This window comes from Megasphaera sp. DISK 18, from assembly GCF_001682955.1.
GTDB lineage: Bacteria > Bacillota > Negativicutes > Veillonellales > Megasphaeraceae > Megasphaera > Megasphaera massiliensis.
Genome location: NZ_LUGJ01000063.1, coordinates 73019 through 99214, shown reverse-complemented (window position 1 = coordinate 99214; position 26196 = coordinate 73019). Strand labels below are relative to the sequence as shown.

The following is a 26196-nucleotide window of genomic DNA, read 5'->3' as shown; positions in this document are numbered from 1 at the left end:
TTTTACGTGAAATTTATTCATTACAGGGATGAAATCGATGTATTTTACAAAAGCATAGCAGCGATGATACGATGTAGGCAACAAAAGCATACGAGAAATGAATCTCAATTATTTACACGTGTGATAAACCAATGTAATGCTTTGAACCACATGAAGGTTCGTCCCTCCCGGTCCGTGTTCCCATCCTTTTATTTGGATATGTGAAATAAGGAACATTTATCTCGGACCAAGCTTAACAACAAAATGATTTAAAATTCGATAAGGAGTGATACGTATGGATTTTGGTGTAATCATTATTATTCTTAGTTTGCTGGGATTGATTGCCTTTGCGTACCGCGGTTTTTCCGTTATCATGATGGCTCCCATTATGGCTCTCTTGGCTGCCTCATTATCGGGGCTGGCCATTATGCCTTCCTATACGGAGTTGTTTATGGGCAAGGCCGTCACTTATATTAAGTCCTTTTTCCCGATTTTCCTGTTAGGCGCTATCTTTGGTAAGGTCATGGAAGACACGGGCCTGGCTAAAAGTATTGCCAGAGCTATCATTACCGGCCTTGGAAAAGAACCGCATAAAGCCGTCATGTCGATTGTCATTGCAGCCTCTCTCTTAACCTATGGCGGTGTCAGCTTGTTCGTCGTCGTGTTTGCCGTTTATCCTTTCGCGGCTGCTCTTTTCAAGGAAGCGAATTATCCGAAACGCTTACTTCCGGGTATCATCGCCCTGGGCGCCTTCACGGCGACGATGGACTGCCTGCCCGGGACACCGCAGATTCAAAATATCATCCCGACGGCCTATTTCGGAACGACCTTGTATGCCGCTCCTGTCGCCGGCATCATCGGTGCCTGCATTATCTATGGCGGCGGTCTGGTCTATCTGACCCGCTGCTTGAAACAGGCCATCGCCAATGGGGAAGGCTACGGGAATCATACCATCAATGAACCGGAAGACAATCCGGATGCCGTCTTGGTTTCTTGGAAATTAGCCTGTATTCCCTTGCTGGCGGTCTTGGTCATTAACTTCCTCATTACGGAAATCGTCATTTGGCATCCGGCCATTCTCGAACCCTTCCAGTCCATGAAGGGCGTGCCTCTCGTCGTGGCTCAGGTTAAAAATGTTGCCAGCATCTGGTCCTTGATTATCGCCTTGGTCGTCGGGATTTTCTTAGCCCTTATCATCGGTAAAGGGGAGATTAAATCAATCGACCGCCTGACCAAGATTCTCAATGCCGGTGCCATCGGTTCTCTCTTGGCCATCATGAACACGGCATCAGAAGTCGGCTATGGCAATGTTATTTCGCAGCTTCCGGGCTTTTCCCACGTAGCCCACGCTTTGATCAACATCCATATTGGCGGTACGCCGTTGGTATCGGAAGCGATCAGCGTCACGACCTTGGCCGGTATTACCGGATCCGCCTCGGGCGGTATGGCCATTGCCCTTGAATTGATGTCCCAAGACTGGCTGGCATGGGCCTCGTCTATCGGCATGGGTCCTGAAATCCTTCACCGCGTAGCCTCCATGGCGTCGGGCGGTCTCGATACCCTGCCTCATAACGGCGCCGTCATTACCTTGCTCGCCGTTTGCGGATTAACTCATCGGAGTTCTTATAAAAATATTTTTGCAATTACCCTCTTGAAGACCTTTGCCGTTTTTGTAGTCATCCTTATTTACTCGGTTACAGGGCTTCACTAACGGATAGATTAGTTACGATAAAGGAGATGTTGATATGGCACAATTTATAACAGCTGCTGAGGCTGTGCAAAAGATTGAAAATGGAGCTACCTTGGCTACAAGCGGTTTTGTCGGCGGGATTATCCCCGAAGCCGTATTGAAGGCCATCCAGGCTTCTTATCTGGAAACGGGTACGCCTCGAGATTTAAACGTCGTCTTTGCCGCCGGTCAAGGGGACGGCGGTGAACGAGGACTTAATCATCTGGGCGAAGAAGGGTTGCTGCGCTGCATCGTCGGCGGTCACTTTAACTTGACGCCGCGCATCGGTAAGCTGGTTATGGACAATAAAGTAGCTGCCTATAACTTCCCGCAGGGCACGATTTCCCAGTGGTTTCGGGATATTGCCGGCCAGCGGCCGGGGACGATTACCAAGGTTGGCCTGCGCACCTTCGTCGATCCCCGCTTAGAAGGCGGAAAATTAAACGCTCAGACGACGGAAGACTTAGTGGAAGTCGTCAATATGAAGGGCGAAGAATGGCTTTGGTATAAGCCCCTGTCCCTTAACGTGGGCATCATCCGGGGCACGACAGCGGACCAGGACGGCAATATTTCCATGGAAGAAGAAATCGGGACCGGCGAAGCCCTGTCCATTGCGGCAGCCGTCCATGCCTGCGGCGGAATCGTCATTGCCCAGGTAAAAAAAGTGGCTGCTCGCGGCACCCTCGATCCGAAAGATATTAAGATTCCCGGCGTACTCGTCGATTATATCGTTCAAAGCGATACAGCCGATCATCTCATGACTTGGGACCATGAATTCAATCCGGCCTTTAACGGCGATTTGAAAGTTCCCGTCGATTCACTGCCGGCCATGGAACTGACTAACCGCAAGATCATTGCCCGCCGCTGCGCCATGGAATTGATTCCCGATGCCGTCGTAAACCTCGGTATCGGTATGCCCGAAGGCGTTTCCTCCATCGCCGCGGAAGAAGGTGTTGAAGGCATGGTCTTGACGACGGAAGCCGGTACGATCGGCGGTGTTCCTGCCGGCGGTGGAAGCTTCGGGGCCGCGACCAATGCCCATGCCATCATCGATCAGCCCTACCAGTTTGACTTTTACGATGGCGGCGGCGTCGACCTGGCTATCTTGGGCCTGGCTGAAGCCGATGAGCATGGGAATATCAATGTCAGCAAGTTCAAAGGCCGTGTTGCCGGCTGCGGCGGTTTCATCAACATTACGCAGAACTCTAAAAAGGTCATTTATTGCGGCACCTTTACGGCCGGCGGCCTGAAAGAGTCGGTCCGGGACGGAAAATTGATCATCGATCAGGAGGGACGTAACCACAAGTTCCTGAAACAGGTCGAACAAATCACCTTCAGCGGCGATTATGCTAATTCTGTCGGACAGCCCGTGCTGTACGTTACGGAGCGAGCCGTCTTTAAATTGACGCCGGAAGGCATGGAACTGATCGAAATTGCACCGGGCATCGATTTAGAAAAAGATGTATTGGCTCACATGGAATTTAAGCCGATCATGAAGGATGTCAAATTGATGGACAGCCGTATTTTTGAAGATAAGCCCATGGGCTTAGATGTATAGATATTCTTTTAAGGAGGTGATATGATGGCAAGAAATATTGCGTACGATGACATCCATGTAGGCGACAGAGCCTCGGTGTCGAAGACGATTTCTGAACACGACGTGTATGCTTTTGCCGGGGTTACGGGCGATTTCAACCCGGTCCATGTCAATGCGGAATTTGCAAAGAATTCGCTCTTTAAGCAGCGCATTGCCCACGGTATGATTTCAGCCGGTCTCATTTCGGCTGTACTGGGAACCGAACTGCCCGGTATCGATACGATTTACATGAATCAGGAGCTCAGCTTTTTAGCGCCTGTATTGTATGGAGATACCTTGACGGCAACGGTTGAATGCATTGAAAAAGACGACGCCAAACATCGGATTGTATTCCGGACTACCGTTACCAACCAGCACGACAAGCTGGTAACTGACGGAAAAGCACGAGTTATGAAAAAATAAGTTTTGTCGGTCGGTTTCACACGCCGGCCTTCCTTTAAAAAGCTCATAGATAAAACCTGCTCATAGAAATAAAAGCCTTCGAATCTTGGAGAAACCGCCCTTTTACCAAGATTTGGAGGCTTCTATTTCTATAAAGGGGGGGCGGTAGTCTTCGGTGTAGCTGATTACGCTGTCTTTGTGTAGTGCAGCTATGCTTTAGGCGGTGTTCACTCATCTTTATATTGAGATTTACAGGCTGGTCCTTTATTATATATACTATAAGGCCGGTAAGATGGCGGCTTACCCGGTTTTGTGCGGTCCTGGCCCATTCACCGGCATATCACAGCGAACGGGAGATACGATATGAAACAAGTAAACGAGATTAAACGGATTTGCAATTTAGGCTGCGGCACCATGGGTTTTGGCACGGCCATTGACTTTGCCCGTCATGGCTATGACGTAAACATGTTTGGCCGCAAGGATGCCAGTATTGAACGGGCTATGGGGAATATTCGGGCCACGCTGGCTATCATGAAGGAAAACAGGTTATTGAATGACGAAGAGGAAGGTGCCCTGTTACAGCGCATTCACGGCGTTACGACGATTGAAGAAGCCGCCTGTGATGCCGATTTTGTCATTGAATCGGTGGCTGAAGATATGGTCGTTAAACAGCAGGTGTATCGTGAACTGGAAGGATATCTTCCGCCGGACGTCATTTTTGCGACCGATTCATCGGGCTTTTCGCCGACGAAGATATCGTCGGTCTTGGCCCATCCGGAACGGTTTGTCGTCGCCCATTTTTGGAACCCGCCCCACCTATTGCCCTTGGTGGAAGTCGTTCCCGGTGAAAAGACGAGTCAAGAAACAGTGGATATTACGTGGCAGCTCATGGAAAAAATCGGGAAAAAGCCGGCGGCTCTCTTAAAAGAAGCGCCGGGATTTGTCGGTAACCGCCTGCAGTTTGCCCTCCTTCGCGAAGCCCTTCATTGTGTGCAGGACGGGATTGCCACGGCAGAAACGGTTGATTTTATTTGTAAATACGGTATCGGACGGCGGCTCGGCGTTACGGGGCCTCTTGAAACGGCCGATCTTGGCGGTCTCGACGTCTTCTACAATATTTCCGCCTATCTGAATACCGACTTGGCCGACGATAAGGAAGGCGCGGCTCTCCTGAAACAGTGCGTCGATGAAGGCCGCCTCGGTGCTAAAACGGGGACCGGCCTCTATCCTTGGACGCCGGAAGAATTGAAAGGCATCGAGATGAGACGTGAAGAAGTCTTAATCGAATGGTTAAAGAAAGATAAGGCCGGTCAAAAATTTTGATTGCTCGATAACAGCGTCTGCCGTACAAACAAGCCCTTTCCGATTGTACCGGAAAGGGCTTGTTTACTGTCTTATTGGCTGTTTTAGCGAATCACAGGCCAGGACCTGTCTCGGAGGCCTTGATTATGGCGGGGAAGGGTGGGAATCGAACCCACCTGAGAAGCTGTTAACCCCTCACGCTGGTTTTGAAGACCAGAGGGAACACCAGAACCCGTCCTTTCCCATAATGTATTTATTATAGCACGAATGGCATGGAGCCGATACGGTTGAAAAACGCTTTGCAGTTTTGTACACTGTAGATAATAGCCATACTGCTTTTGAAAGGAGTCTGTTCGAATGATTGAATTACAGCTTAAACCGACGATTTACTCTTATGATACGTGCCGAGACTTTGCTTCCGATCTTCATCTGGGGGCAAATGATTTGATTATCACCAATCAGTATATTTTCGACCCGAATTTTAAAGCCTTGAACCTTCCCTGCCATGTTCTTTTTCAGGAAAAATACGGCAGCGGCGAGCCGTCTGATGAGATGGCCGAAGCCATTTACCGAGATATACCGGCTGATGTGAAACGAATTATCGGCATCGGCGGCGGCACGGTCATGGACCTTTGTAAGTTATTCGTTTTGAAACAAGTCAGCCCGATTCTCGACCTCTTTGACGGGAAGACGGCCATTGAAAAGGGCAAAGAACTGATCCTGGTTCCGACAACATGCGGCACAGGCAGTGAAGTGACCAACGTCTCGGTCATGGCCCTCATCAGCCGCCATACCAAGAAGGGGATTGCGAGTGACGCCCTTTATGCCGATAAGGCCGTCCTCATTTCTCAGCTCTTGAAGACACTACCTTTTCCGGTCTTTGCGACGAGTTCTATCGACGCGCTGGTCCATGCTGTAGAATCGGCCCTGTCGCCTGATTCCAGCGCCAGTTTCCGCGTCTTCAGCTATCAGGCCATTGAACGCATCCTCAGCGGTTATTTACAGATCCGCGACCACGGTCCGGAAGCCCGCATTCCTTTGATGAAAGATTTCCTCTTGGCCAGTACCTGGGCCGGCATCGCCTTCAGTGTTCCCGGTTGTGCTGCCGTTCACGCTATGAGTTATCCCTTGGGAGCGAACTACCACGTGCCCCACGGCGAATCGAATTACGCCATGTTTACCGGCGTCATGAAGCATTACATGACGATTAAATCGGACGGTGAAATTGCCCGGTTAAACGCCTTTATTGCCGGAATTCTGGGTTGTGATGCCGACTCTGTTTACGATGAGCTGGAAAAACTGCTCAACGTCATCCTGCCGAAGAAAGCCATTCATGAATATGGGGTCAAGGAAGAAGAACTGGCTGAATTTGCCAAGTCGGTTATGGAAAACCAAGGTCGTCTCATGGCTCATAATTTCGTTCCTTTGTCTTATGACGACGTTTATGAAATCTATAAAAAGCTCTATTAAGGGTATAAAAAATGAGATGCTCCCGAAGGGACATCTCATTTTTTGTTTAGCAATTATCTTAGAAGTAGACTGCCTGTTCGCCGGCTTTTACGTTTCCGGTTTTCACAAGGGTAACGTCCGATACTTGGTCGGGATCGGTGAAGATGCATAAGCAAGCGTCAGAAGGCGCGTTGGCTTTGATGTATTCATCATCGAATTCCATCAGTTTATCGCCTTTCTTGACTTCCTGACCGTTTTCGACGAAGACTTTGAAGCCCTGGCCGTTAAGGTTGACCGTGTCGATGCCGATGTGGAGCAAGTATTCGACGCCGTCGGCGGTGGTCATGCCGAGGGCATGTTTCGTATCGAAGACGAAGGTGACGGTACTGTCTTCCGGTGCATAGACTACGCCATCTTCCGGATAGACGAAGAATCCGTCGCCGGTCATTTTTCCGGCAAAGGCTTCATCCGGAGCTTCCGTAATCGGATGGAGGGTTCCCGTAAAGGGCGAGTTGAAGTAGCGTTTTTCAGCGTCTGATTTTTCGGGAGCTGTTTCTTTTTTCGGCTCTTCCACCGGTGCCGCTTCCGGGGCGGCTTCGATGGGGCCGTCCTGGGGATTGGTTGCCAGGTAATTTTCCAGATTGGACTTGATGACGGCGACCTGCGGACCGTAGACGACCTGAACGCCGGTACCTCTCTTGATGACGCCGACGGCGCCGGTTGCTTTCAAGGCTGCGTCGTTTACCAGAGCGGAATCAGCAACAGTGCAGCGCAGGCGGGTGGCGCAGGCATCGACAGAAGTGATGTTTTGGCTGCCGCCGAGGGCCTGAGTGATCGTTTGGCTGACGGCATCGCCGGAAGCCTTGCCGGCTGAGCTTTCTTTGGCTGCGGCATCGCGGGCCTTGACATCGGCTTTGGTGTAGAGCTTCGTTGCCGTATCATCGTCTTCACGGCCCGGTGTCTTTAAGTTAAAGCGCTTGATGAGGAAGGTGAAGATGAAGTAATACAGGAAGAAGTAGATGATGCCGACGGGGATGATGTACATCCAGCTCGTCTTGTCTTGGCCCTGCAGAATGCCGAAGATGAAGAGGTCGAGGAGACCGCCCGAGAAGGTAAGGCCTACGGCGATGTTCAGGATATGGGCAATCATGTAGGCTGCGCCGGCCAGGATGACCTGGACGTAGAACAGCATCGGTGCGACGAAGAGGAAGGAGAATTCAATCGGTTCGGTAATACCGGTGAACATGGACGTCAAGGCTGCGGATAAGAGCAGGCCGCCGGCGACCTTTTTCTTTTCCGGCTTTGCCGTGCGGTACATGGCAAGGGCTGCGCCGGGGAGACCGAAGATCATGAAGATGAATTCACCGGAGAAGTAGCGCGTTGCATCGGCACTGAAATGAGCGACGTTCGGCGAGGCCAGCTGAGCAAAGAAGATGTTCTGGCCGCCCTGGATGAGCTTGCCGTCGATCATCATGGAGCCGCCGACGCCGGTCTGCCAGAAGGGCAGGTAGAAGACATGGTGCAGGCCGAAAGGAATGAGGGCACGTTTGATGATACCGAAGATGAGGGTCCCGACATATCCCGTGCCGGTTACCAAGCCGCCGAGGGCAAAGATGCCGTTCTGGACGACAGGCCAGATGAAGTACATGGCAATGCCGACGAACATGTAGACGACGGTTGAGATGATCGGAACGAAACGGGAGCCGCCGAAGAACGATAAGGCATCAGGCAGGACAATCTTATGAAAGCGGTTGTGCAGGTAGGCGACGCCGATACCGACGATGATGCCGCCGAAAACGCCTTCTTGAAGGGACATGATACCGTTGATGTTGGCAATGGTACCTTCGAGGACGTCAGGGGAAACGGTATTGTCGGCGAGTACCTTGCCCGTCAATTTTAAGACGGAACTCGTCGATGCATGCATGACGAAAAAGGCAATCATAGCCGACAAGGCTGCGACTTCCTTTTCTTGTTTGGCCATGCCGATGGCGACGCCGACGGCAAAGATGATCGGCAAGTTGCCGAAGATGATGTTGCCGGCATCACTCATGATGGTGAGCAGGGAATGAAGGATGGTCCCATTCCCGAGAATGTTTTCCAATCCATAGGTCTGGATGGTTGTGGCGTTTGTGAAAGACGCGCCGATACCGAGGAGCAGACCGGCGATAGGTAGTATGGCTACAGGCAGCATGAAGCTGCGACCGACAGCCTGTAAAATAGAAAAGACCTGGTCTCTCATGCAATAAAGCCTCCTTTAAAAATAAAAAATGAGAATGAATGTAATCCGTTATTATTGTAGCATAGCCAGCGGGAATGCGTACCATGAAAGTAGAGAATGACTGTATCGATATCGCATGGGCACTTGACAAAAACGTATAAAATTGGGATCAAAAACGTTCCCAATCGAAAAAAACAGCTAAGACATGAGAAAAGGGACCGCATACTGTGTCGGGTATGCAGCCCCTTTCCTAGAGGAGAATGAATATGAAGTTAAAACAACTTATGCCTTAGCGGCAAGTTCGCCCAATTCTTTGCACTCGGGAGCATTATCCGGTGTTTCGTTGACGATAGCCGTCCCGATGATGGTGGCGCCAGCGTCTTCCGTACGCTGTTTCCAATTATCCATCCATTCGCCGGAGCCCCAGCCGTAAGAGCCGAAGAGGCCGACTTTCTTGCCTTTTAATTTGGGAGCGAGGTCTGCAAAGAATGGTTCGACAATGGAGTCTTCCAATTCTTCAGCACCCATGGCCGGGCAGCCGAGCAAAATAACGTCTTTACCGGCTACATCATCGACGGTTGTATCTTCGAAGCGAACCGATTCTACATCTGCACCGGCAGCTTTGACAGCTGCTTCAATTTCACTTGCCATTGCTTCCGTATTACCTGTTCCACTCCAATATGCGATTTCTACCATGATTAAATCCTCCTTATGCTACGATGAGCGATTCTAATGTTGTCCCAATTGCAAAGCGATTTAAATAATCCTGCCGGCAGCAGGTATAGCGCTGGAACGTGCGGGCTGCGGCGTGGACATCGCCGTAGACCTTCCATTCACCACAGAGTTTGGCGTGGTTTCCCCGATTGGTAATGAACCCGCAGACATCTTCCAGGGGATAGCCAAGAAAGATGCCTGCTTCGTGAGGAAAGCAGCCGTCTTCTGCAAAACGCGATGCGAGACGGTCTAAAAATGCCGATATATCCTGACAGTCTGCATAGCCGAATTGCTGCAAAAATGAAGAAATGTCTCGCCGCTGTATGTACCTTAAAACTACATTTGGACGGTATACATACAGCAAGGTGCGCTTAGGACAGGCATACAAGATGCGAAAATATAATCCTTTAGCATTATATTTATGATTGTAATTTTCAATTAATTCATCATAAGTTTGACCGTCCTCGAGCCGGGGGAGACAGAGAAGGGATGCCTGTTTAAGTCCCGCTAGAGTCGGAGAACAGTGATTAATTAGCACACAATCTAAATTCATATCGGTATGCCCTCCTTTCGCTTTGTTGCCTTTAGTATAGTTTATTTGAAATCGATTGTCAATATAAAGATGATAACCATTTTCGAATAATTAAACTTTTTGCAGCGGGTGAACCTGTTCACAATGCCTGCCGAATCTTTCACGAGACTTGCCAAATATAGTATAATAAAAGAGTATTAAAGTAGAGGAGGGTGTGTTATGGAAGGCGCTAGCGCTACGAATCATTGTTTCGGCTGCGGGCGTGATAACCCGATCGGCCTGAAACTGGATATGCATATAGAAGACGGCCGCTGTGTGGCTTATTTTACACCGAAGGCGGAGCATGAAAGCTATGGAGATCGGATGCATGGCGGTCTGACCAGTACCTTATTGGATGAAGTCATGGGTGACTATGTCTTTCGCACGGAGGGGAAACCGGCTTATACGGCACGGCTCGAGATACGCTTTCGCAGCGCCATCCGCATCGGCGAAACGATTAAAATCGAAGGTTGGCCGGAAGTACACCGTCGTCGCTTATTTATCATGAAAGGGCGTATAACCCATGCCGACGGCACGCCAGCTGCCGAAGCTACGGCAGAATTAATGCTGGCGAAATAGGAGGTTTTAGAATGGATAGAACGGATATGACCCATCGTATGTATGACATTAAAGGCCCGCTTGTTGCTAAAAAATTTGAAGCCCGCGGCTTTGAGGCGACATACTGTCCGACCGTAGAAGAGGCTTTGAAAAAGGCTGTTTCCTACATTCCGGAAACGGATGTCGTCTCTTGGGGCGGCTCGGCTTCGATTAATGAAATCGGCCTGCGTCCCTATGTCTTGGAACACAATCAGGTCATCGACCGCGACTCGGCCAAAACACCGGAAGAACGGGTCGAATTGATGCGCAAGGCCTTGCTCTGCGACACCTTTATTATGGGGACCAACGCAGCCATTCAGGATGGTCAGCTCATCAACATCGACGGCAATGGCAACCGCGTGGCAGCTCTTTGCTACGGCCCGAAACAGGTCATCGTCATCGTCGGCATGAATAAAGTCGTTCCGACGGTTGAAATCGGTATTGAACGGGCCCATACGGTAGCGTCGCCGAAAAATATCGGCCGCTTCCCCAATGCCGGGACGCCCTGTGCTAAAACGGGCATGTGTGCCCATTGTACGAACCCGGAAAGCATTTGTGCTCAAGTCGTTCGGACGCGGGTCTGTAAGCCCCAGGGCCGAATCAAGGTCATCTTAGTTGGAGAAGATCTGGGCTTTTAAGCCTTCATTACCTATCGAGGGGAGAGTTATATGAGAACAGGAACGGGTGTTATTGAAGAAGTTTGTGCCGACGGCTTGGTCAAGATCCAGACCAACCGCAGTAATCTGTACTCGCCGTGCAGTGACAGCATGTGCGCCGACAACGTCGTCATCGACGCGGTCAATCCGATTGGTGCTAAGAAGGGCCAGTTTGTGCAGTTTAATATTCCTGATGCCGGCATGGGGGTCAAGGGCATCGTCTGTTTCGGTGTTCCGCTGCTGCTCATTATCGTCTGCGGCATCATCGGCTACATCTTGGGCGGTCAGGTAAAGGCGACGCCGGAAATGACGGCCTTTGCCGGCATGATCATTGGCGGTATTATCGGCTGCCTTATTCTCAAAGGATACGAAAAGAAGATCAATAACAATCAAAACAAGGCGACGATTACAGGTATCATTGCCTGATTTCGCCGGGCCTATCTGTTTGATGGCCAAATGCAAAAAGGCTGCACACCGTGTGATGTGCAGCCTTTTACGTATGAAGTTATACGATATCGATTTGGCAACTCTGCATAATCTTTAAAGCCATTTCGTGGGCCTCCGGCGTTGAGCCGGCGCAGCAGGTGCTGTCGACGACGATTTCTTTTTCCGGATAATGGGCCTTCAATAAGATCGCATTGGAAACGACGCAAATATCGGTACAAAGCCCCATGAGGACGAGTCGGTCATAATCTTTGACTTCATCGACCAAGGCCGGGCAGCCGAAAGACGGCTTTTCAAAAATCTCCGCCATGAGCGTGTACGGAAGGAGCTGTTTGCAGATGCGCCAGCCCCGCGTATCTTTGATGCAGTGGGTAATGGGGAGTTTCTGTCCCTCCCGGGTTTCCAGATAATCGTTGTCGTGGGTATCCTGCGTGAAGATCAGATCCGTCTCTTGGTCGGTATCTTTTTTGCTGGCAACGATTTTTGCTTCGACATGGGGGACGATGGCTTGAGCCTCAGGCGTACCTAAGGAGCCGTCGATAAAATCATTTTGCATGTCGATGATGATATATGCTTGAGTCATTCTGCCCTCCCGTATTCTTTAGGAACGAAGTTCTTTTAAGTATTCCGGAACATCCGGGCAGGTCATGAGACCGGACATCAGGGCTACGCCTGTAACCTGGGAGTCCTGAAGCTGGGATACCGTCGTGGGGTTTACGCCGCCTAAGGCGTAGACAGGAATGTTTACGGCGTTGCAGATGGCCTTTACCGTATCGACGCCGATCGGTTTATCCGCCGGTTTGCAGTCTGTCGGGAAGACATGGCTAGCCATGATATACGTGGCGCCAAGTTCTTCGGCTCGGACGGCTTCTTCTACGGTATGGACGGAAACGCCAAGGGTTGTCATATAATACAATAAGGAAGAGTGGCTTTCAAGGTATGACAAGGAGCATTGGAAACGAGGAATGTGAAGTCGAATGGCGACTTTGCCAAAATGTTGAAGGATACACGTCTTTTGGTGAATGCTGCAGAGGCGAAGTGCCCGTTTGGCATAGTCCGTGTAGTCATCTTCAGAAAGCGTTTTTTCACGAAGGACGATGAAGTCTACGTCGGATGCAGCAATTTGTTCGAGCTGGTCCCAGTAGTTTGTCGCCGCAAGTTCGTGGTTTGTAATGGCAGCTACTTTTAACACAATTATCACCTGAATATTAGAGTATTTTATACTACAAATATACAGTAATCTCATACTAACGTCAATGATTATACCAATAGAATATAATGGGGCCCTCCTATGAGTTAAACGCTTTAGAACATGCGGGTTTACGACAAAAGCAGGTCGGGGTGGATTAGGTCCTGACCTGCTTTTGTCATAGTTCTATATAGGTATTTAATAGTGGATATCAGATAAGTATTACAAATAAATATACTCGCTCGTGAGGGGCTGGAGGCCCATGTTCTTGATGTCAGCGTACATCTGGTCGAAGGAACGGCCGTCGGTGATTTCAAACTGTTCATCACCCATTTCCGACCCGTCTTGATGCAGGTGGCCGCCGATGCCGACGCAGACACTGGCCGATACCTTGGTGGCTGCAATCTTCATGATGGCATTGCGGAAGGAAGCACTTTCACGGCTCGATACGACGATGTTGGCGTAAGGCATGAATAAGCGATAGGCACAGATGATCTGCGTCAGTTTCCGTTCATCGACATCTTTTGGATTGATTTTGTCGTTGTTGATGATCGGGCAGAGACGCGGACAGGACAGGGAGATTTCAGCGTGAGGGTACTTGCGCTGCATGAGCCAGGCGTGCATGCCCGTTGCCAGGGCGTCTTTCTGGTAGTCGTCGAGGCCTAAGAGGGCTGCGAAGCCGACGCCGCGCATGCCGCCGAGAATAGCCCGTTCCTGAGAATAGAAGCGGTACGGGAAGATTCGTTTATGGCCGGCCAAGTGGAGCGTTTCGTATTTGTCGGAATTGTACGTTTCCTGGAATACAGTGACATAGTCGGCGCCGCATTCGTGGAGATAGGTATAGTCCTTGGTGTTGGTCGGGTATATTTCCATGTTGATGACACGGAAGTACTGGCGAGCGATTTTGACGGCGTTGCCGATGTACTTGATGTCGCTCATCTTCGGACTTTCACCGGTCAGCATGATGACTTCTTCAATGCCCGAGTCGGCGATATTCTTGCATTCTTGGTGAAGTTCCTCATCGTTCAGACGGGCCCGTTTTATTTTGTTGTGCGAGTTGAATCCGCAGTAGATGCAGTGATTGTCGCAGTAGTTGGCAAAATAAATCGGCGTCATGATGGAAATGTTGTTGCCGAAGTGGCGGCGCGTGACCCAATGGGCTTTTTGAGCCATTTCTTCGAGGAACGGGGCAGCTGCCGTCGATAAGAGGGCCATGAAGTCCCGCGGGTCCAAGCGTTCTTTCGATAAGGCCATGCGGACGTCTTTATCGGTAAAGTCTTCATTGTTAAATGAATCGTGAATGGCGACGACTTGGTCGAGCATGTCGGAATCGAGGATTTCCATGCCCGGCAGGTAGGTCATATGGTCGATACGTTTTTCTTCTGTCATGATCGCATTCCTCCTCAGGCGCCTAAGAAACCGGTAAGCGGATCTGAAGCCGATGCCGTTTCACGGATGCGGCCGAGGCCGGACAGATAGGCGTTGCGGCCGGCACGAATGGCTTCGCCGAAGGCCTTGGCCATGAGGGGCAGGTCACCGGCCGTTGCGATAGCCGTATTGGCCATGATGGCAGCGGCACCCATTTCCATGGCTTCACAGGCTTGGGACGGACGGCCGATGCCGGCGTCGACGATGATGGGCAGATCGACTTCGTCGATGAGAATCTGGATGAAGTCCTTTGTCGATAAGCCTTTATTGGTGCCAATCGGAGAGGCTAAGGGCATGATGGCAGCGGCACCGGCATCGACGAGGGCCCGGGCTGCGTAGAGGTCGGGATACATGTAGGGCAGGACGACGAAACCTTCTTTTGCGAGGATTTCCGTAGCCTTGATCGTTTCGTTGTTGTCGGGCAGGAGGTATTTGGAGTCGCGCATGACTTCGATTTTGATGAAGTCGCCGCAGCCGATTTCCCGCGATAAACGAGCGATGCGGACGGCTTCTTCAGCCGTTCTGGCGCTGGACGTATTGGGCAGCAGGGTGACGTCTTTGGGGATGAAGTCTAAGATATTGTCTTTTTCACCGGCTTCGACACGGCGCAGGGCCATGGTGACGATTTGTGCGGCGCCTTGTTCGACTGCCGCCTTGATGAGGTCGACAGAAAATTTGCCGGAGCCTAAGATGAAACGGGACGTGAATTCATGGCCGCCAAGGACCAGTGTATCTTTCTTTTCCATTGGGAGACACTCCTTTTATATTGTGTAGGTTTTCTGCTTAGTCAGAAGGGTTAGCCCCCGCCGACAAAGTGGACGATTTCCATGGAATCGCCGTCTTTTAAGGTCACCGTGTCATAAGCTTTACGCGGTACGATCGTGCCGTTCAGTTCGATGGCGATGCGGTCTGTGCGATAAGCCTGGTCGGTAAGATAAGACAGCAGGTTCTGGCCGTCTGCTGCGATGTCCTTGCCGTTGATGCGTATCATGCTGGCCCTCCTTTCTATGCATTAAAAAAAGGCCGCACGAAGACTTACACCCAAGGTGGTGTACCCCTTCGTGCGGCCTTTTGTTTCGGTCTCACTCTACCTTTGATTATAGACGATTGCCTGAAAAAGTCAATCGTTTTATGCCAATCAGTACCAAACGGTATCCCTGACCGATATGGTCAAAATAGAGCAGACTGGCGGCGTGACAGGGAACATAGTATAATAAAATTATAAACTCACGAGAGGTGATGACTGTCATGAATGAACGGATGGATTGGACGGATATTGCCCGTTATTTTTACTTGCCTGATGAGCGGCTGCAGGCGATTTCCCGTGATTTCTCGGCCGATATCGACAGGGCCTTGGCCGGTGAGGCCGGAGCCACGGTTTCGGCTGAAAAATCGTATGCATCCCTGCCGGAAGGGGATGAAAAGGGCGTATTTTTGGCACTGGACTTTGGCGGGACTAATGTTCGAGCCTCGCGGATTCGCCTCTTGGGACGACATTGCTATATCGTCGAAAAAAAGGTATCCCGACCGCTGAAAGTGGCTGGTGAGTACGATTATTTGTCCTCTTCGACGACGGCGTCAGAACTCTTTGATTTCTTGGCCCGTCTTGTCGGCAAAGTAGCTCGCAGCGGCCAGTCTTATCGACTGGGGCACGCCTTTTCTTTTGCCTTGAAGCGGACCGGTATCGAGGACGGGCGCCTCCTCTCCTGGTCTAAGGAAATTGCCGTTTCCGGGGTCGAAGGCGAGAACGTAAATGCCTTGCTGAAAGCGGCGCTCCGGCGGCAGGGACTCAGCGACATCGAGCCCGTGGCCCTTGTAAATGATACGACGGCCCTCTTACTGTCGGCGTCTTATACGATGGAGAAGGTCCGTATCGGTATGGTCTGCGGTACCGGGTTTAATGCCTGTTATTATGAGCCGGAATGGAATATGATCGTTAACTTAGAGGCCGGCGATTACAACGGCGTTACGGGTCATCACTGGGATGAGGCCGTCGATGCCGGATCGTCTCAGCCGGGGCTGCATAAACTGGAAAAGATGATGAGCGGCGCTTATGCTTCGGAACTCTTTCGCCAAACGCTGTTGACCTACTTTGACACTCCGGAACTGCCTCCTTTTACGACGGAAGCAATGAATGATATCATTGGGAACGATGATGATCAACAGGGCCGGCTTACGATGGGGCGGCTGTGGAATCGCATCGTCTGCTTGGAAGATGTGCGCCCCATAAGGCATATCGGAGCGGCTATTTTTGTGCGTTCAGCTCAGCTTGTCGGCGCCGTCGGCTGTGGTATTCTGCATCATTTATATAAAGAGCTGCCCATTCCGAGTCAGACCATTGCCATTGACGGAAGTGTTTTAAAACACGTTCGAGGTGCCTTGGTTATGATGGAAGATGCCATGCAGGCCTGCCAAAATGAAGGTCCTAATCGGGAAAAACAGATTTCCGTCGATCCGATTCTCATCCAAGATGGGGTCTCCGTCGGTGCTGCGATTGCGGCTGCTATGAGCATACGATAGTTTTTATAAGAAAATATATGGATTTGCCAAGGAATCGCCGGGTATCCCCCTTTTCAGGAGGCGCATTTTTCGGTACAATATAATATTACAGAGACAACCATAGACATGGCGACGCCACAGAGGGGAGAAGGGGCCTTAGGCCGGATGCAATGCTGCAACTCGACAAATCTATCAGCAAACCATTTTATGTACAAATTTACGAATATTATCGCCAGGAAATAGAATCGAGCCGCATGGTAGCCGGTATGCGTCTCGATTCTGTGCGTGAATTGGCTCAAGCTGCCGGCATCAGCAAGATGACCGTAGAAAAGGCCTACTACCAATTGGCCAGTGAAGGCTATATCCTGCGCCGGCACAAAGCACGCTATGAAGTAGCCTCCTTGGGCCGGCGGGAACAACTGCCGGAAGAAGGCCGTCCAATGCGGGTGCAGGAAATCGTACACCAGCCGGTGTATGACTATGACTTCGCCAGCGGCGACATGGCCTTGGAGCGATTCCCCCTCGATATTTGGCGAAAGTACATGAATCGTGTTTTGTCAGAGCCGGATCGCCTGTTGGCGGCCAATGACGACCAGGGCGTCCCTGATCTGCGCCGTGCTCTGAGCCGTTACGTCTATGAAACACGCGGTGTCCATGCAGCGCCTTCACAGATTGTCATCGGCGCCGGTACGATTTCCCTGCTGGGCATATTGACGCACTTACTGCGCTGTAAATACGACTGCATCGGCGTTGAAGAGCCCGGATTCCGACTGGGGCGGGAAATCTTTCGCAACAGCGGCTATTCCATCGTTCCCATTCCTATTAAGGGCGGTCTCCTTCAGGTCGATGAGCTGGAGCAAAGCAACGTTCGCTTGGTCTACGTCAGTCCGTCCCATCAGTTTCCGACGGGAACGGTCATGCCGGCCGGCATTCGCCATCGTCTGCTCCAATGGGCAGGAGAGACTGACGGACTCATTATCGAAGACGACTACGACAGCGAGCTTCGCTATTACGGCCGACCGGTACCGGCACTTCAGGGACTGGACCGCAGTGGCCGCGTCATCTATATGGGGGCTCTTTCGAAGGTATTGCCTTTTTTTGTCCGCCTGAGTTATATGGTGCTTCCGCCGGAACTCATGCCGTTATACCATGCCCGGCGAGGTCTCTTTCGGCAGGGCGCTTCTGTGCCGGAACAGTGCGTGTTGGCGGAATATATCCAGAGCGGAGAACTTTCACGCCAAGTTCGCCGGCTGCGTAAGGATTATCAGGAAAAAGGCGAATTCCTGAGGAAACTCCTCGTGGAGGCCTTTGGCCAGGAAATCGTCGTCGGCCAACTCGTTTCCGGCATCTACTGTCACGTCCGCCTGCACAGCCCCTTGTCAGAATCGGATTTGCTTAAAAAAGCGGAACAGCAAGGCTGCCGCGTCTTATCCATGCAGTCTTTTTATGAAACACCCTCACAGGAAACGGACAATGAGTTTCTCCTGTCATTTTCAAAAATTCCCAGCTGTAAGCTCCGTGATGCCGTTGCGGCCCTGCATGCAGCATGGTCAGAGAAGGAAGGATAATAATGGCGAAAAATTTGCGGTTTATTCAATGCGGAGATCTTCATTTAGGAAGCCCGTTCCATAATCTGGCCGCCATCGATGATCGCTGGCAGCGTATCATCGGCAAAGCTCCGGTCCGGGCCTTTCAAAAAATCGTACAGCTGGCTATCGATAAACAAGTTCACGCCGTTTTGATTACGGGTGACGTCTATACCAGTGCCAATCACAATCTCACGGCTCAGCTCGATTACGTGCGGCTGCTTCATAAATTGGCCCAGCATCAAATTCAGGTTTTTGCCGTCCTTGGCAATCACGACCCTCTGGAAGCTTGGAAGGCAAAAATACCTTTCCCGCCCAACGTCCATGTCTTTTCGGCAGAGGCTGTCGAACGGGTACCTCTGCTCGTTGACGGCGAAGAAGCGGCTGCCGTTTACGGCCAAAGCTATGCTAAAGGCGAACAGCGGGAAAATCTGGCCTGGAAGTTCAACCGTGCCGCTGGAGATACCTTTTCTATCGGCCTGCTCCACACCCAAGTCGGCAGTCGTGAGTCGACGTATGCTCCGTGCACCCTTGACGATTTAAAAGAATGCGGCATGGATTATTGGGCCTTGGGTCATATTCATAAACACGAAATTTTATGTGAAAAACCGTATATCGTCTATGCCGGCAATCCCCAGGGGCTGGACTGCACGGAAAGCGGTCCTCGGGGCTGCTATTACGTTGAAGTCGGCCCTTATGGAACGACGAATATCGAGTTCGTCGATACCAGTATCGTCCGCTGGGAAAGCATTGATATTGCCATCGACGGCCTCGAGTCCGTATCGGAACTGCGCGGTGCCGTGCGCTTTGCTAAAGAAAAAGTGCGCCGTGATATCGGGAAACCGACGTTTTTGACCGTTAATTTTACGGGCAGCGGCAGTATGTACCATGTCATCAACAATCCGGAAGCGACACAGTACTGGCTGGAAAGCTGGCGTGAAGAAGAACAGGGAAAGTATGCCTTCGTCATGGTCGAACGGCTGCGCAACCTGGCCCGTCCGAAAATCAATATGGATGAACGGAGTAAATTGCCCGACTCCATTGGCGATTATTTAAATGTTTTCGACAATTTAGAAAAATTGGAGCCTGCTGAAAAAGCAAAGGCCCTGCGGGATATCCTCATGAATCGGCCCGAGTTCGAACGCCTCGGTGCGTATGGCCGGGCGATTTCTGATGACCGCCTGCTGGAAAACTTTGAAAAAGCCAAGTGGCTGGGCATGCAGCGCTTGCTGGAACATAGAAGAGGATAATGTCATGAAGATTATACAGATGGAATTAGCTGATTTCGGGATTTATCATGGTGTCAAATGGAATCCCCCGGAAAGCGGACTGATCGTCATGCACGGCCGTAATGAAAGCGGGAAGACGACCCTTATGAAGTATGTTCGCTCCATGTTCTTCGGCTACTTGCGGGGCGACTGGCACGGCTATTTCGGCAGTATGGATATCCGCCGGGAAGACGGAAAAGAATACCGGATCGTCCGCAATGAAAAAGAATATACCTTATCGAACGGCGACGAAAACCTTCAGGAAGAACCGGCCGATTTGTGGTGGCACGGGCTGGATCGTCAGACCTACGATAAGATTTTCGCCATGGGCCTTGAGGACCTTCAGGGCTTTAAAATCCTGTCTAACGAAGCCGTTCGCAATCACTTTTTCAGCATTGAAGGCGGCGTCGCCATGGGGCTGGCCCGCAGTGAAGTGGCCAAAGAGATGGGGGAACTTCTGGTCGCATCTCCCCAGGGGAAAAAGCCCATCAATGCCCTACTCAATGAACAGAAAGACTTCGACCGCCGGATCAGCAGCCTGGCCTTTGATGAAGATGAATTCGCGAACTTACAGGAAACGGAGCGGACGACGCATGAAATCGAAAACCGCATCCGCCTCGATATTGAAGAATCAAAGCAGCAGATCGAGCAGATTTCCATGCCCATCGCAGCTTGGGACGTCTATAAACGCGGTCAGGATGCTCTGCAGCAGATGCAGAATTTGGCTGACGTATCGCAGTTTCCCTTAGATGGCGCTCAAAAATGGGCCGATATGGATCAAAAGATCAAGGAAATCGACGAACAGATTAAGCACTTGAAAGAAATGAACCAAAAGGGACCGGCTTTTCAGGAATCATGGAAGCGCTGGCTCGTCTGCGGTCCTCAAATTGAGGATATTTACCGCAGTATTCCGGCTTGGAAGCAAGGCCTTGATGAATTAAAAGAACACGAAGATAAAGAAATAGACTGGGATTTTGAAAAAAACAAACAGGCAGAGGCCTTGAAAGAGTGGACTGTCACCGGTGAAATCCCGGAAACGGTCGACTGGCCGCGCGGAATGGCTGCAGCATCAGCTCTTGAACACAGCCGTCAGGAAATGGAAAAGTGGCAGGCTGCCAAGCCAAAGAACGTCTCGTCGCCGGAACTTGATGAAGAAGATACGGAAAAGTCGAAAGACGAGTGGAATACTGTTGGGACAGCCGTATCAGCCATCCAGTCGGCCGTTACGGAACGGCAGACCCTGCAAGAACAGCTCGATTGGCTAAAAAATGGAGCTACGGGTCCGTCGAAGGCCTTTATTGTATTAGGCGTGCTCTTTCTCTTAGCCGCGATCGCCTGCGTCGCTGCGGTATATCTGGCAGACTTTGACTCAACCCTTGGACTGGGTGCCGGGGCGGCCTGTGCCGTCATCGCCGTCATCTCCCTGGCCCGTCAAAAAACGGGGACCGATCGTATTCCCCGTAAAATTGCTGAAATAGAGAATCAATTAGGGAAGCTTAATCAGCAGATAAGCGACCTTTCAAAAGACGCTGAAATCAACTTAGATGTGGAGGCCGCCAACGATCGCTGGCAGCAGGAATTAGACGGCGTCCGCAAACAGTACATGGACTGGCAGACGAAGGAATCAAAGAATGCCTGGCAGAAAGAACAAAAAGTGATGTACGATGCCATCTATGGCACCTGGCAGGAAGAAGGAAATACCTGCAAGAAAAAACTCTTAGCTAGTGAAACGGCTTGGGAAGGCTGGCGCGATCAGTCGGGATTTACGAAACTTGAAACGGCGGATATGGCCAAAGCCAAAGAAGCCTGGGATATATGGAAACAGATGACGACGGCGTCGAACGATTGGAAGCGGCGTAAACTCGATGTCAACAGTTCCATTTCGCGTTGGACGGATACGGCAGAACAGATTTTCCGTGAAGTCGGCGTTAAAAAGCCGGTATCTCCCGACGAGGCAGAAGCCGTATATAAACAGTGGCAGGATATCCGCGTCCAGGCAGAAGTTGCCAAAGAGCAGGACCGTCAGCAGAAAGAACGGGAAACTCAGATTGAAAGCCTGGCCGAAGAACGGGAACATAAAGTTCAGATGCAGCGGGAACTGCTTAGCGCCGCCGGGGCCAAGACCGATGCGGAATTCCGCAGCAAATTATTGAAATTCCGTCAATTCCAACAGTATAAGGAAGTCTATGACCAAACGGAGGCTCATATCCGGCTCATCGCCAAGAATCCTAAAAAACTGTCGGAACTGCGCCATGAATTGAAGATACACACGCTGAAAAACTGGACCGACGAACGCGATTACTATCAGAAAAAAATCGCCGAGGCCGAAAAGAAACTGGCCGAAGTGGCTGAAAAACGAGGCAGTATCATTGAACGCCTGAGTCAGATGGCTAAGAGCGATGAATATGGGAAACTCTTGCAGACCCAGCAGAACCGCAAGGCCGATTTGGACCGCCACGTCGATGACTGGCTGACCTATATGTATACCCAGTACATGCTCGAACAGGCTCAGGATTACTACGAAAGAGTCCGCCAGCCCATCGTCATTCGTCAGGCCGGTGAATACCTCAATCTCATGACCCAAGGGCGTTATACCCTTCAGGCCAGCCTCGACGGAAAGCAGCTTTTCGCCGTCGACGGTACCCAGCGCCGCATACCGGAAAAACAGTGGAGCAGCGGATTAGGCGACCAGATTTACCTCGCCATCCGCGTCAGCTTGGCCATGGCCTTCTCGCGGCAGATCGAACCGATGCCGCTCATCCTCGACGACATCCTGGTCCGCTTCGATGAACAGCGCCAAAAAGAAGCCATTCACTTTTTAGCGTCCTTGGGTAAGAAAGAACAAATCTTCCTGTTCACCTGCTCGGCAGCGACCCAAAAAGTGGCCCAGGAAGTTCAGAAAGAACTTTCCGGAGAAACCGATACGATCCACATTTTTGAAATCGAAAAAGGAAATATCCAGACGGCTTCGTAACGAGATTATCGATACACAACAAACAGCTCGGTTTGCGCCGGGCTGTTTGTTGTAACTGGGGCTTTTAGTCGGTGCGTACGATAGATTCCGTCAGATGTTTCTTATAACCCACTGACTTTGAATTGGTCTGAGGACGAATGAATTCTATTGAAAATAGCATGTATAAGCAGGTATCAATCATATTGTTGGTAAGGTAGGTGATTTTATGAGTGTGTTGGCTGAAAATGACGCTATTGCCAGTGTCATGATGTGGGAGGCTATGGATGCTGTCAATGATGGAATCGTTATCGTCGATAAGACGTCGCGTATCCTCTATGTCAATAAGGCCTATACGAAGATTCTGGCTGTCTCGAAAGATAAGGTCCTGCATAAGCAAGTAAAAACGATTGAACCGGGAGCACTTATTTTGCAGGTTCTTCAGAATAGAGAACCGGTTCTTCATCAATTAGTGGAAGTCAAAACGCGAGGGAAAAAAATACGGGTAAACATTACGCCCATCATGAAGGACGAATCTCTCGTCGGGGCTGTATCGGTATTTAATGATATTACAGAGCTGTCTCGGAGTCAGGAAGAGTTAGAAAAGGCCCAGCGGCTGAATCAATCTATTTTTAAAGCGGCAGCCGATAGTGAAACCAATTTGCCTGTTGAATTTTCTCATGTCATTGGGCAGAGTCCTAACTTTTTGAGATGCCTTCGTTTGGCTGAATTAGTTGCCCCGACTGATGCGACGGTACTTATCGAAGGAGAAAGCGGTGCCGGAAAAGAAATTTTTGTCAATGCAATCTTAGCAATCAGCGGCAAACGACGGCAGCCTTATGTTAATTTGAATTGTTCGGCAATTCCTGAATCGTTAATGGAAAGTGAACTTTTTGGTTATACATCCGGATCTTTTACCGGTGCTGTCAAAGGTGGGAAGGCGGGAAAATTTGAGCAGGCCGATGGGGGTACGATTTTTTTAGATGAAATAGGCGAGATGCCGCTTTTCATGCAGTCAAAACTATTGCGGGTCCTGCAGTCCGGAGAAATCCAAAAAATAGGTTCACAAGTAGTTCAAAAAGCTGATGTCAGGGTTATTGCCGCGACGAATCGCGATTTGAAACAAATGGTCCGGGAAGGTAAATTCCGAGATGACTTATATTTCCGCTTAAACACATTTAAAATAACGATTCCGCCGCTGCGTGAACGTGGTGAAGATATTCTGTTATTGGCGGAATTCTTTTTAGAGAAATATGCACAAAAGTATGGGAAAAAAGTTACAATCTCTCCTGAAGTGAAACAGTATTTTTTAACCTTTCCGTGGAATGGCAACGTCCGCCAACTGCAAAGTTGTATGGAATATGCCGTCATTGTTTGTAATGAAGGAGAAATTCAGTTAGGGCATCTACCGGAAGATCTTCAATATGCCGAGCCGGTGCGAGATAGCGCTTCTTTTGATCTGTATAAGATGGAAGTGAGAAATGACTGCTCTTTGAAGTCAGGTTTTCAGATGATTGAAAAGCAAAGAATTCAGCAGGCCGTATTGGATGCTAATGGGAATAAAACGAAAGCCATGAAGACGCTAGGCATTAGTCGCCGTACCTTTTATAAGAAGTGGAAACAATATGAGCTTGATGAAGAAAAATGAAGTGTATACTATGTAAACAAACTGAACAAAGTTTATTGTATACTATGTAGACAATAAGAGCCATTTGGGTATACATTTGTATATCTAAATGGCTCTTATTATTTTTCCAAGCCAACTTTTAATTAATGGTAACTATTAGGATTATAGCTTGCTTTGGACCGCTGATTTGCCTTTGGTCAGGCTTTGATTTCTTCTTATTGGCATGAAAATTTCATATAAGAGATCATCTGAGTAAAATTACGATACTACATGTATACAATACAAAGAAAAGAGGTAAGTTCGTATGAAAACAATTCGAATCGGCGGTGGACAAGGCTTTTGGGGGGATTTAAGTGATGCCCCTATCACGATGGCTAGAGAGGATAATTTAGATTATATCTGCTGTGACTACTTGGCTGAATTAACCTTATCGATTATGAGAAGACAGCAGGAAAAGCGCCCAGAAGCAGGCTATGCACGTGATTTTATTACGGCCTTAAAAGGTATGCTGCCCTATATTACGCAGAAAGGAACGAAAGTCATCACCAATGCCGGTGGGATGAACGTTAAAGCCTGCGTTGAAAAGGCGAAGGAAGTTATTCGCGAAGGCGGATACAGCTTAAAAGTAGGTTACGTTTTTGGTGATGATGTGCGTGAAATGATTCCTCAGCTCAGAGAAAAAGGCATTACCATGAAACATATGGATACCGGCGAAGATATCGATCGTATTTTGCCGAATATGGTCAATGCGAATGTTTATTATGGCGTGGAACCCATTGTCAAATGTTTGGAAGACGGTGCCGATATCATTATTTTAGGCAGATCGACCGATACAGCTATGTTTGAAGCTCCGCTCATGTATGAATTCGGATGGAAATCAGACGACTGGACGGCTAAGGCAACGGGGATTTTAGCCGGTCATCTTTGTGAATGCGGTGCCCAAGCAACCGGCGGCAACTATGATTACGATTGGGAACATGTTCCCAGCCCGGAAAACCTTGGTTATCCTATTGTTGAAGTCAGTGAAAAAGGCAGCCTTATCTTGACGAAAACTAAGAACACCGGCGGCCTCGTTACACCCCAGTCCGTTAAGGAACAGCTGCTTTATGAAATTCATGATCCGTCAAAATACATTACGCCCGATACCGTTGCTGATTTCAGCAAAATTACATTGGAAGAAATTGAACGGGACCATGTGGCCGTCCGAGGCGTCACCGGGACCCCAGCCCCGGATACCTTAAAGCTCTGCGTAGGTTATCTTGAAGGGTACCGCACGATTGCTTATTTGCCATATTCCTGGCCGCGAGCTTTAGACAAAGCCAAAATGGCAGCTGATATTCTCGATAAGCGATTAGCGATGAAAAATGCGCATATTGTTCGTAAGCATATAAGTTATCTTGGTGTAAACGCTCTTCACGGCCCTCTGGCACCGGAACTTAATGCCGATCTCAATGAAGTGGTCCTTCGCTATGCCATCATGACTGAAAACAAGCAGGAAGGCTTGAAACTTACGCCGGAAGTCGCAGCTGTCAGCAACCTGAATGGACCGGCGCAGGGATGCTTCTTCGGAGGGCGCAGTCGTCCGAGTGAAGTCTTTGCTCTCTGGCCGACGTTAATCCCGAGAGATGCCATTAAGCTTACGACATATGTTGAGGAGGTATAAAAACATGAAAGTACAGTTAAAAGATATTGCTCACGGCCGTTGTGGAGATAAAAGTGATACATCTAATATTTGTATCTATGCAAGAGAACCTAAATATTATAAATTTATGGAAGCACAATTGACGCCGGAAAATGTTCGTCGCCATTTTGAGGGCTTGGTATTCGGAGATGTCATTCGTTATGATGTGCCTCAGTTGGACGGATTTAATTTTGTCATGCACCACGCTCTTGATGGCGGTGCTACACGCTCACTGCGCCTTGATACATTGGGAAAATGTATGGAAGCAGCTCTCCTGAGAATGTATATTGAGGTGGACGAGGACTAATCAATAAAGAGTTATAAATTTTAA

General features: G+C 49.9%; 23 protein-coding genes and 1 tRNA gene. 15 read left to right on the top strand and 9 right to left on the bottom strand.

What is annotated here, in order from left to right:
* Nucleotides 1-274 precede the first annotated feature (274 nt).
* From A0U42_RS10950 to A0U42_RS10935, 4 genes are all read left to right on the top strand, one after another.
* Nucleotides 275-1690: a GntP family permease gene (locus tag A0U42_RS10950; RefSeq protein ID WP_065361005.1), complete on the top strand. Its 1416-nt coding sequence runs from the start codon at nucleotides 275-277 to the stop codon at nucleotides 1688-1690.
* 34 nt (nucleotides 1691-1724) lie between these two features.
* The gene (locus A0U42_RS10945; RefSeq protein ID WP_065361004.1) at nucleotides 1725-3266 is read left to right on the top strand and encodes an acyl CoA:acetate/3-ketoacid CoA transferase; all 1542 of its coding nucleotides are present in this window, start codon (nucleotides 1725-1727) and stop codon (nucleotides 3264-3266) included.
* Nucleotides 3267-3290: 24 nt separating this feature from the next.
* Nucleotides 3291-3707: a MaoC family dehydratase gene (locus A0U42_RS10940; protein WP_044505314.1), complete on the top strand. Its 417-nt coding sequence runs from the start codon at nucleotides 3291-3293 to the stop codon at nucleotides 3705-3707.
* Nucleotides 3708-4049: 342 nt separating this feature from the next.
* Nucleotides 4050-5009 (top strand): 3-hydroxyacyl-CoA dehydrogenase family protein, encoded by a 960-nt coding sequence (locus tag A0U42_RS10935; protein WP_065361003.1) that lies wholly within the window; start codon nucleotides 4050-4052, stop codon nucleotides 5007-5009.
* A gap of 126 nt (nucleotides 5010-5135) precedes the next feature.
* Here A0U42_RS10935 and A0U42_RS11685 read toward each other — a convergent pair.
* A tRNA-Sec gene (locus tag A0U42_RS11685) sits at nucleotides 5136-5232 on the bottom strand.
* A 113-nt stretch (nucleotides 5233-5345) separates the two neighbouring features.
* On the opposite strand from A0U42_RS11685, the gene A0U42_RS10930 reads away from it, so the two are divergent.
* A complete protein-coding gene (locus A0U42_RS10930) occupies nucleotides 5346-6458 on the top strand; it encodes a 4-hydroxybutyrate dehydrogenase (RefSeq protein ID WP_065361002.1) in 1113 nt (370 codons plus the stop codon).
* Between the two features lie 58 nt (nucleotides 6459-6516).
* Here A0U42_RS10930 and A0U42_RS10925 read toward each other — a convergent pair whose 3' ends face one another.
* From A0U42_RS10925 to A0U42_RS10915, 3 genes are all read right to left on the bottom strand, one after another.
* On the bottom strand, nucleotides 6517-8676 hold the full coding sequence (locus tag A0U42_RS10925; RefSeq protein ID WP_065361001.1) for a PTS transporter subunit IIABC: 2160 nt from the start codon (nucleotides 8674-8676) through the stop codon (nucleotides 6517-6519).
* 261 nt (nucleotides 8677-8937) lie between these two features.
* On the bottom strand, nucleotides 8938-9351 hold the full coding sequence (locus A0U42_RS10920; protein WP_044505318.1) for a flavodoxin: 414 nt from the start codon (nucleotides 9349-9351) through the stop codon (nucleotides 8938-8940).
* Nucleotides 9352-9364: 13 nt separating this feature from the next.
* The gene (locus A0U42_RS10915) at nucleotides 9365-9922 is read right to left on the bottom strand and encodes a DUF3793 family protein (RefSeq protein WP_044505319.1); all 558 of its coding nucleotides are present in this window, start codon (nucleotides 9920-9922) and stop codon (nucleotides 9365-9367) included.
* Nucleotides 9923-10120: 198 nt separating this feature from the next.
* Here A0U42_RS10915 and A0U42_RS10910 point away from each other — a divergent pair, with 198 nt between their 5' ends.
* From A0U42_RS10910 to A0U42_RS10900, 3 genes are read left to right on the top strand one after another with little or no spacing between them, the layout of a single operon-like run.
* Nucleotides 10121-10519, top strand: coding sequence for a PaaI family thioesterase (locus A0U42_RS10910; RefSeq protein WP_044505320.1), 399 nt, complete (start codon nucleotides 10121-10123; stop codon nucleotides 10517-10519).
* A gap of 11 nt (nucleotides 10520-10530) precedes the next feature.
* Nucleotides 10531-11175 carry a lactate utilization protein gene (locus tag A0U42_RS10905; RefSeq protein WP_065361000.1) on the top strand — a complete coding sequence of 215 codons (645 nt, stop codon included), beginning with the start codon at nucleotides 10531-10533 and terminating at the stop codon, nucleotides 11173-11175.
* Nucleotides 11176-11205: 30 nt separating this feature from the next.
* Nucleotides 11206-11619: a SoxR reducing system RseC family protein gene (locus A0U42_RS10900; RefSeq protein WP_065360999.1), complete on the top strand. Its 414-nt coding sequence runs from the start codon at nucleotides 11206-11208 to the stop codon at nucleotides 11617-11619.
* Between the two features lie 79 nt (nucleotides 11620-11698).
* Here A0U42_RS10900 and A0U42_RS10895 read toward each other — a convergent pair whose 3' ends face one another.
* The 5 genes from A0U42_RS10895 to thiS all read right to left on the bottom strand — a co-directional run bounded on the left by A0U42_RS10895 (nucleotide 11699) and on the right by thiS (nucleotide 15245).
* A complete protein-coding gene (locus tag A0U42_RS10895) occupies nucleotides 11699-12220 on the bottom strand; it encodes a cysteine hydrolase family protein (protein ID WP_065360998.1) in 522 nt (173 codons plus the stop codon).
* Between the two features lie 18 nt (nucleotides 12221-12238).
* Nucleotides 12239-12829: a thiamine phosphate synthase gene (locus A0U42_RS10890; RefSeq protein WP_065360997.1), complete on the bottom strand. Its 591-nt coding sequence runs from the start codon at nucleotides 12827-12829 to the stop codon at nucleotides 12239-12241.
* A 219-nt stretch (nucleotides 12830-13048) separates the two neighbouring features.
* A complete protein-coding gene (gene thiH, locus A0U42_RS10885) occupies nucleotides 13049-14215 on the bottom strand; it encodes a 2-iminoacetate synthase ThiH (RefSeq protein WP_065360996.1) in 1167 nt (388 codons plus the stop codon).
* Between the two features lie 14 nt (nucleotides 14216-14229).
* Complete coding sequence (locus tag A0U42_RS10880; RefSeq protein ID WP_065360995.1) at nucleotides 14230-15000, bottom strand: thiazole synthase; 771 nt, start codon at nucleotides 14998-15000, stop codon at nucleotides 14230-14232.
* A gap of 50 nt (nucleotides 15001-15050) precedes the next feature.
* Complete coding sequence (gene thiS, locus A0U42_RS10875) at nucleotides 15051-15245, bottom strand: sulfur carrier protein ThiS (RefSeq protein ID WP_044505327.1); 195 nt, start codon at nucleotides 15243-15245, stop codon at nucleotides 15051-15053.
* 257 nt (nucleotides 15246-15502) lie between these two features.
* Between thiS and A0U42_RS10870 the strand changes: the two genes are divergently transcribed.
* The 7 genes from A0U42_RS10870 to A0U42_RS10840 all read left to right on the top strand — a co-directional run bounded on the left by A0U42_RS10870 (nucleotide 15503) and on the right by A0U42_RS10840 (nucleotide 26172).
* Nucleotides 15503-16774, top strand: coding sequence for a hexokinase (locus A0U42_RS10870; protein WP_065360994.1), 1272 nt, complete (start codon nucleotides 15503-15505; stop codon nucleotides 16772-16774).
* A gap of 149 nt (nucleotides 16775-16923) precedes the next feature.
* The gene (locus A0U42_RS10865) at nucleotides 16924-18321 is read left to right on the top strand and encodes a PLP-dependent aminotransferase family protein (RefSeq protein ID WP_065360993.1); all 1398 of its coding nucleotides are present in this window, start codon (nucleotides 16924-16926) and stop codon (nucleotides 18319-18321) included.
* Nucleotides 18322-18323: 2 nt separating this feature from the next.
* Nucleotides 18324-19589, top strand: a complete 1266-nt coding sequence (locus A0U42_RS10860; RefSeq protein ID WP_065360992.1) for a DNA repair exonuclease — start codon at nucleotides 18324-18326, stop codon at nucleotides 19587-19589.
* Between the two features lie 4 nt (nucleotides 19590-19593).
* Nucleotides 19594-22581 (top strand): AAA family ATPase, encoded by a 2988-nt coding sequence (locus tag A0U42_RS10855; protein WP_065360991.1) that lies wholly within the window; start codon nucleotides 19594-19596, stop codon nucleotides 22579-22581.
* A 205-nt stretch (nucleotides 22582-22786) separates the two neighbouring features.
* Complete coding sequence (locus tag A0U42_RS10850; protein WP_065360990.1) at nucleotides 22787-24205, top strand: sigma-54-dependent Fis family transcriptional regulator; 1419 nt, start codon at nucleotides 22787-22789, stop codon at nucleotides 24203-24205.
* A gap of 283 nt (nucleotides 24206-24488) precedes the next feature.
* Nucleotides 24489-25847 carry an acyclic terpene utilization AtuA family protein gene (locus A0U42_RS10845; protein WP_065360989.1) on the top strand — a complete coding sequence of 453 codons (1359 nt, stop codon included), beginning with the start codon at nucleotides 24489-24491 and terminating at the stop codon, nucleotides 25845-25847.
* A gap of 4 nt (nucleotides 25848-25851) precedes the next feature.
* Nucleotides 25852-26172, top strand: coding sequence for a hypothetical protein (locus A0U42_RS10840; protein ID WP_065360988.1), 321 nt, complete (start codon nucleotides 25852-25854; stop codon nucleotides 26170-26172).
* Nucleotides 26173-26196 lie beyond the last annotated feature (24 nt).

Excerpts from the sequence above, each read along its gene's own strand:
- A0U42_RS10950 (WP_065361005.1), top strand. The coding sequence starts at position 275 with ATGGATTTTGGTGTAATCATTATTATTCTTAGTTTGCTGGGATTGATT.
- A0U42_RS10865 (WP_065360993.1), top strand. The coding sequence starts at position 16,924 with ATGCTGCAACTCGACAAATCTATCAGCAAACCATTTTATGTACAAATT.
- A0U42_RS10920 (WP_044505318.1), bottom strand. The coding sequence starts at position 9,351 with ATGGTAGAAATCGCATATTGGAGTGGAACAGGTAATACGGAAGCAATG.
- A0U42_RS10905 (WP_065361000.1), top strand. The coding sequence starts at position 10,531 with ATGGATAGAACGGATATGACCCATCGTATGTATGACATTAAAGGCCCG.
- A0U42_RS10945 (WP_065361004.1), top strand. The coding sequence starts at position 1,725 with ATGGCACAATTTATAACAGCTGCTGAGGCTGTGCAAAAGATTGAAAAT.
- A0U42_RS10840 (WP_065360988.1), top strand. The coding sequence starts at position 25,852 with ATGAAAGTACAGTTAAAAGATATTGCTCACGGCCGTTGTGGAGATAAA.
- A0U42_RS10855 (WP_065360991.1), top strand. The coding sequence starts at position 19,594 with ATGAAGATTATACAGATGGAATTAGCTGATTTCGGGATTTATCATGGT.
- A0U42_RS10925 (WP_065361001.1), bottom strand. The coding sequence starts at position 8,676 with ATGAGAGACCAGGTCTTTTCTATTTTACAGGCTGTCGGTCGCAGCTTC.
- A0U42_RS10860 (WP_065360992.1), top strand. The coding sequence starts at position 18,324 with ATGGCGAAAAATTTGCGGTTTATTCAATGCGGAGATCTTCATTTAGGA.
- A0U42_RS10895 (WP_065360998.1), bottom strand. The coding sequence starts at position 12,220 with ATGACTCAAGCATATATCATCATCGACATGCAAAATGATTTTATCGAC.
- A0U42_RS10940 (WP_044505314.1), top strand. The coding sequence starts at position 3,291 with ATGGCAAGAAATATTGCGTACGATGACATCCATGTAGGCGACAGAGCC.
- A0U42_RS10880 (WP_065360995.1), bottom strand. The coding sequence starts at position 15,000 with ATGGAAAAGAAAGATACACTGGTCCTTGGCGGCCATGAATTCACGTCC.
- A0U42_RS10915 (WP_044505319.1), bottom strand. The coding sequence starts at position 9,922 with ATGAATTTAGATTGTGTGCTAATTAATCACTGTTCTCCGACTCTAGCG.
- A0U42_RS10900 (WP_065360999.1), top strand. The coding sequence starts at position 11,206 with ATGAGAACAGGAACGGGTGTTATTGAAGAAGTTTGTGCCGACGGCTTG.
- A0U42_RS10845 (WP_065360989.1), top strand. The coding sequence starts at position 24,489 with ATGAAAACAATTCGAATCGGCGGTGGACAAGGCTTTTGGGGGGATTTA.
- A0U42_RS10930 (WP_065361002.1), top strand. The coding sequence starts at position 5,346 with ATGATTGAATTACAGCTTAAACCGACGATTTACTCTTATGATACGTGC.
- A0U42_RS10935 (WP_065361003.1), top strand. The coding sequence starts at position 4,050 with ATGAAACAAGTAAACGAGATTAAACGGATTTGCAATTTAGGCTGCGGC.
- A0U42_RS10910 (WP_044505320.1), top strand. The coding sequence starts at position 10,121 with ATGGAAGGCGCTAGCGCTACGAATCATTGTTTCGGCTGCGGGCGTGAT.
- thiS (WP_044505327.1), bottom strand. The coding sequence starts at position 15,245 with ATGATACGCATCAACGGCAAGGACATCGCAGCAGACGGCCAGAACCTG.
- A0U42_RS10870 (WP_065360994.1), top strand. The coding sequence starts at position 15,503 with ATGAATGAACGGATGGATTGGACGGATATTGCCCGTTATTTTTACTTG.
- thiH (WP_065360996.1), bottom strand. The coding sequence starts at position 14,215 with ATGACAGAAGAAAAACGTATCGACCATATGACCTACCTGCCGGGCATG.
- A0U42_RS10850 (WP_065360990.1), top strand. The coding sequence starts at position 22,787 with ATGAGTGTGTTGGCTGAAAATGACGCTATTGCCAGTGTCATGATGTGG.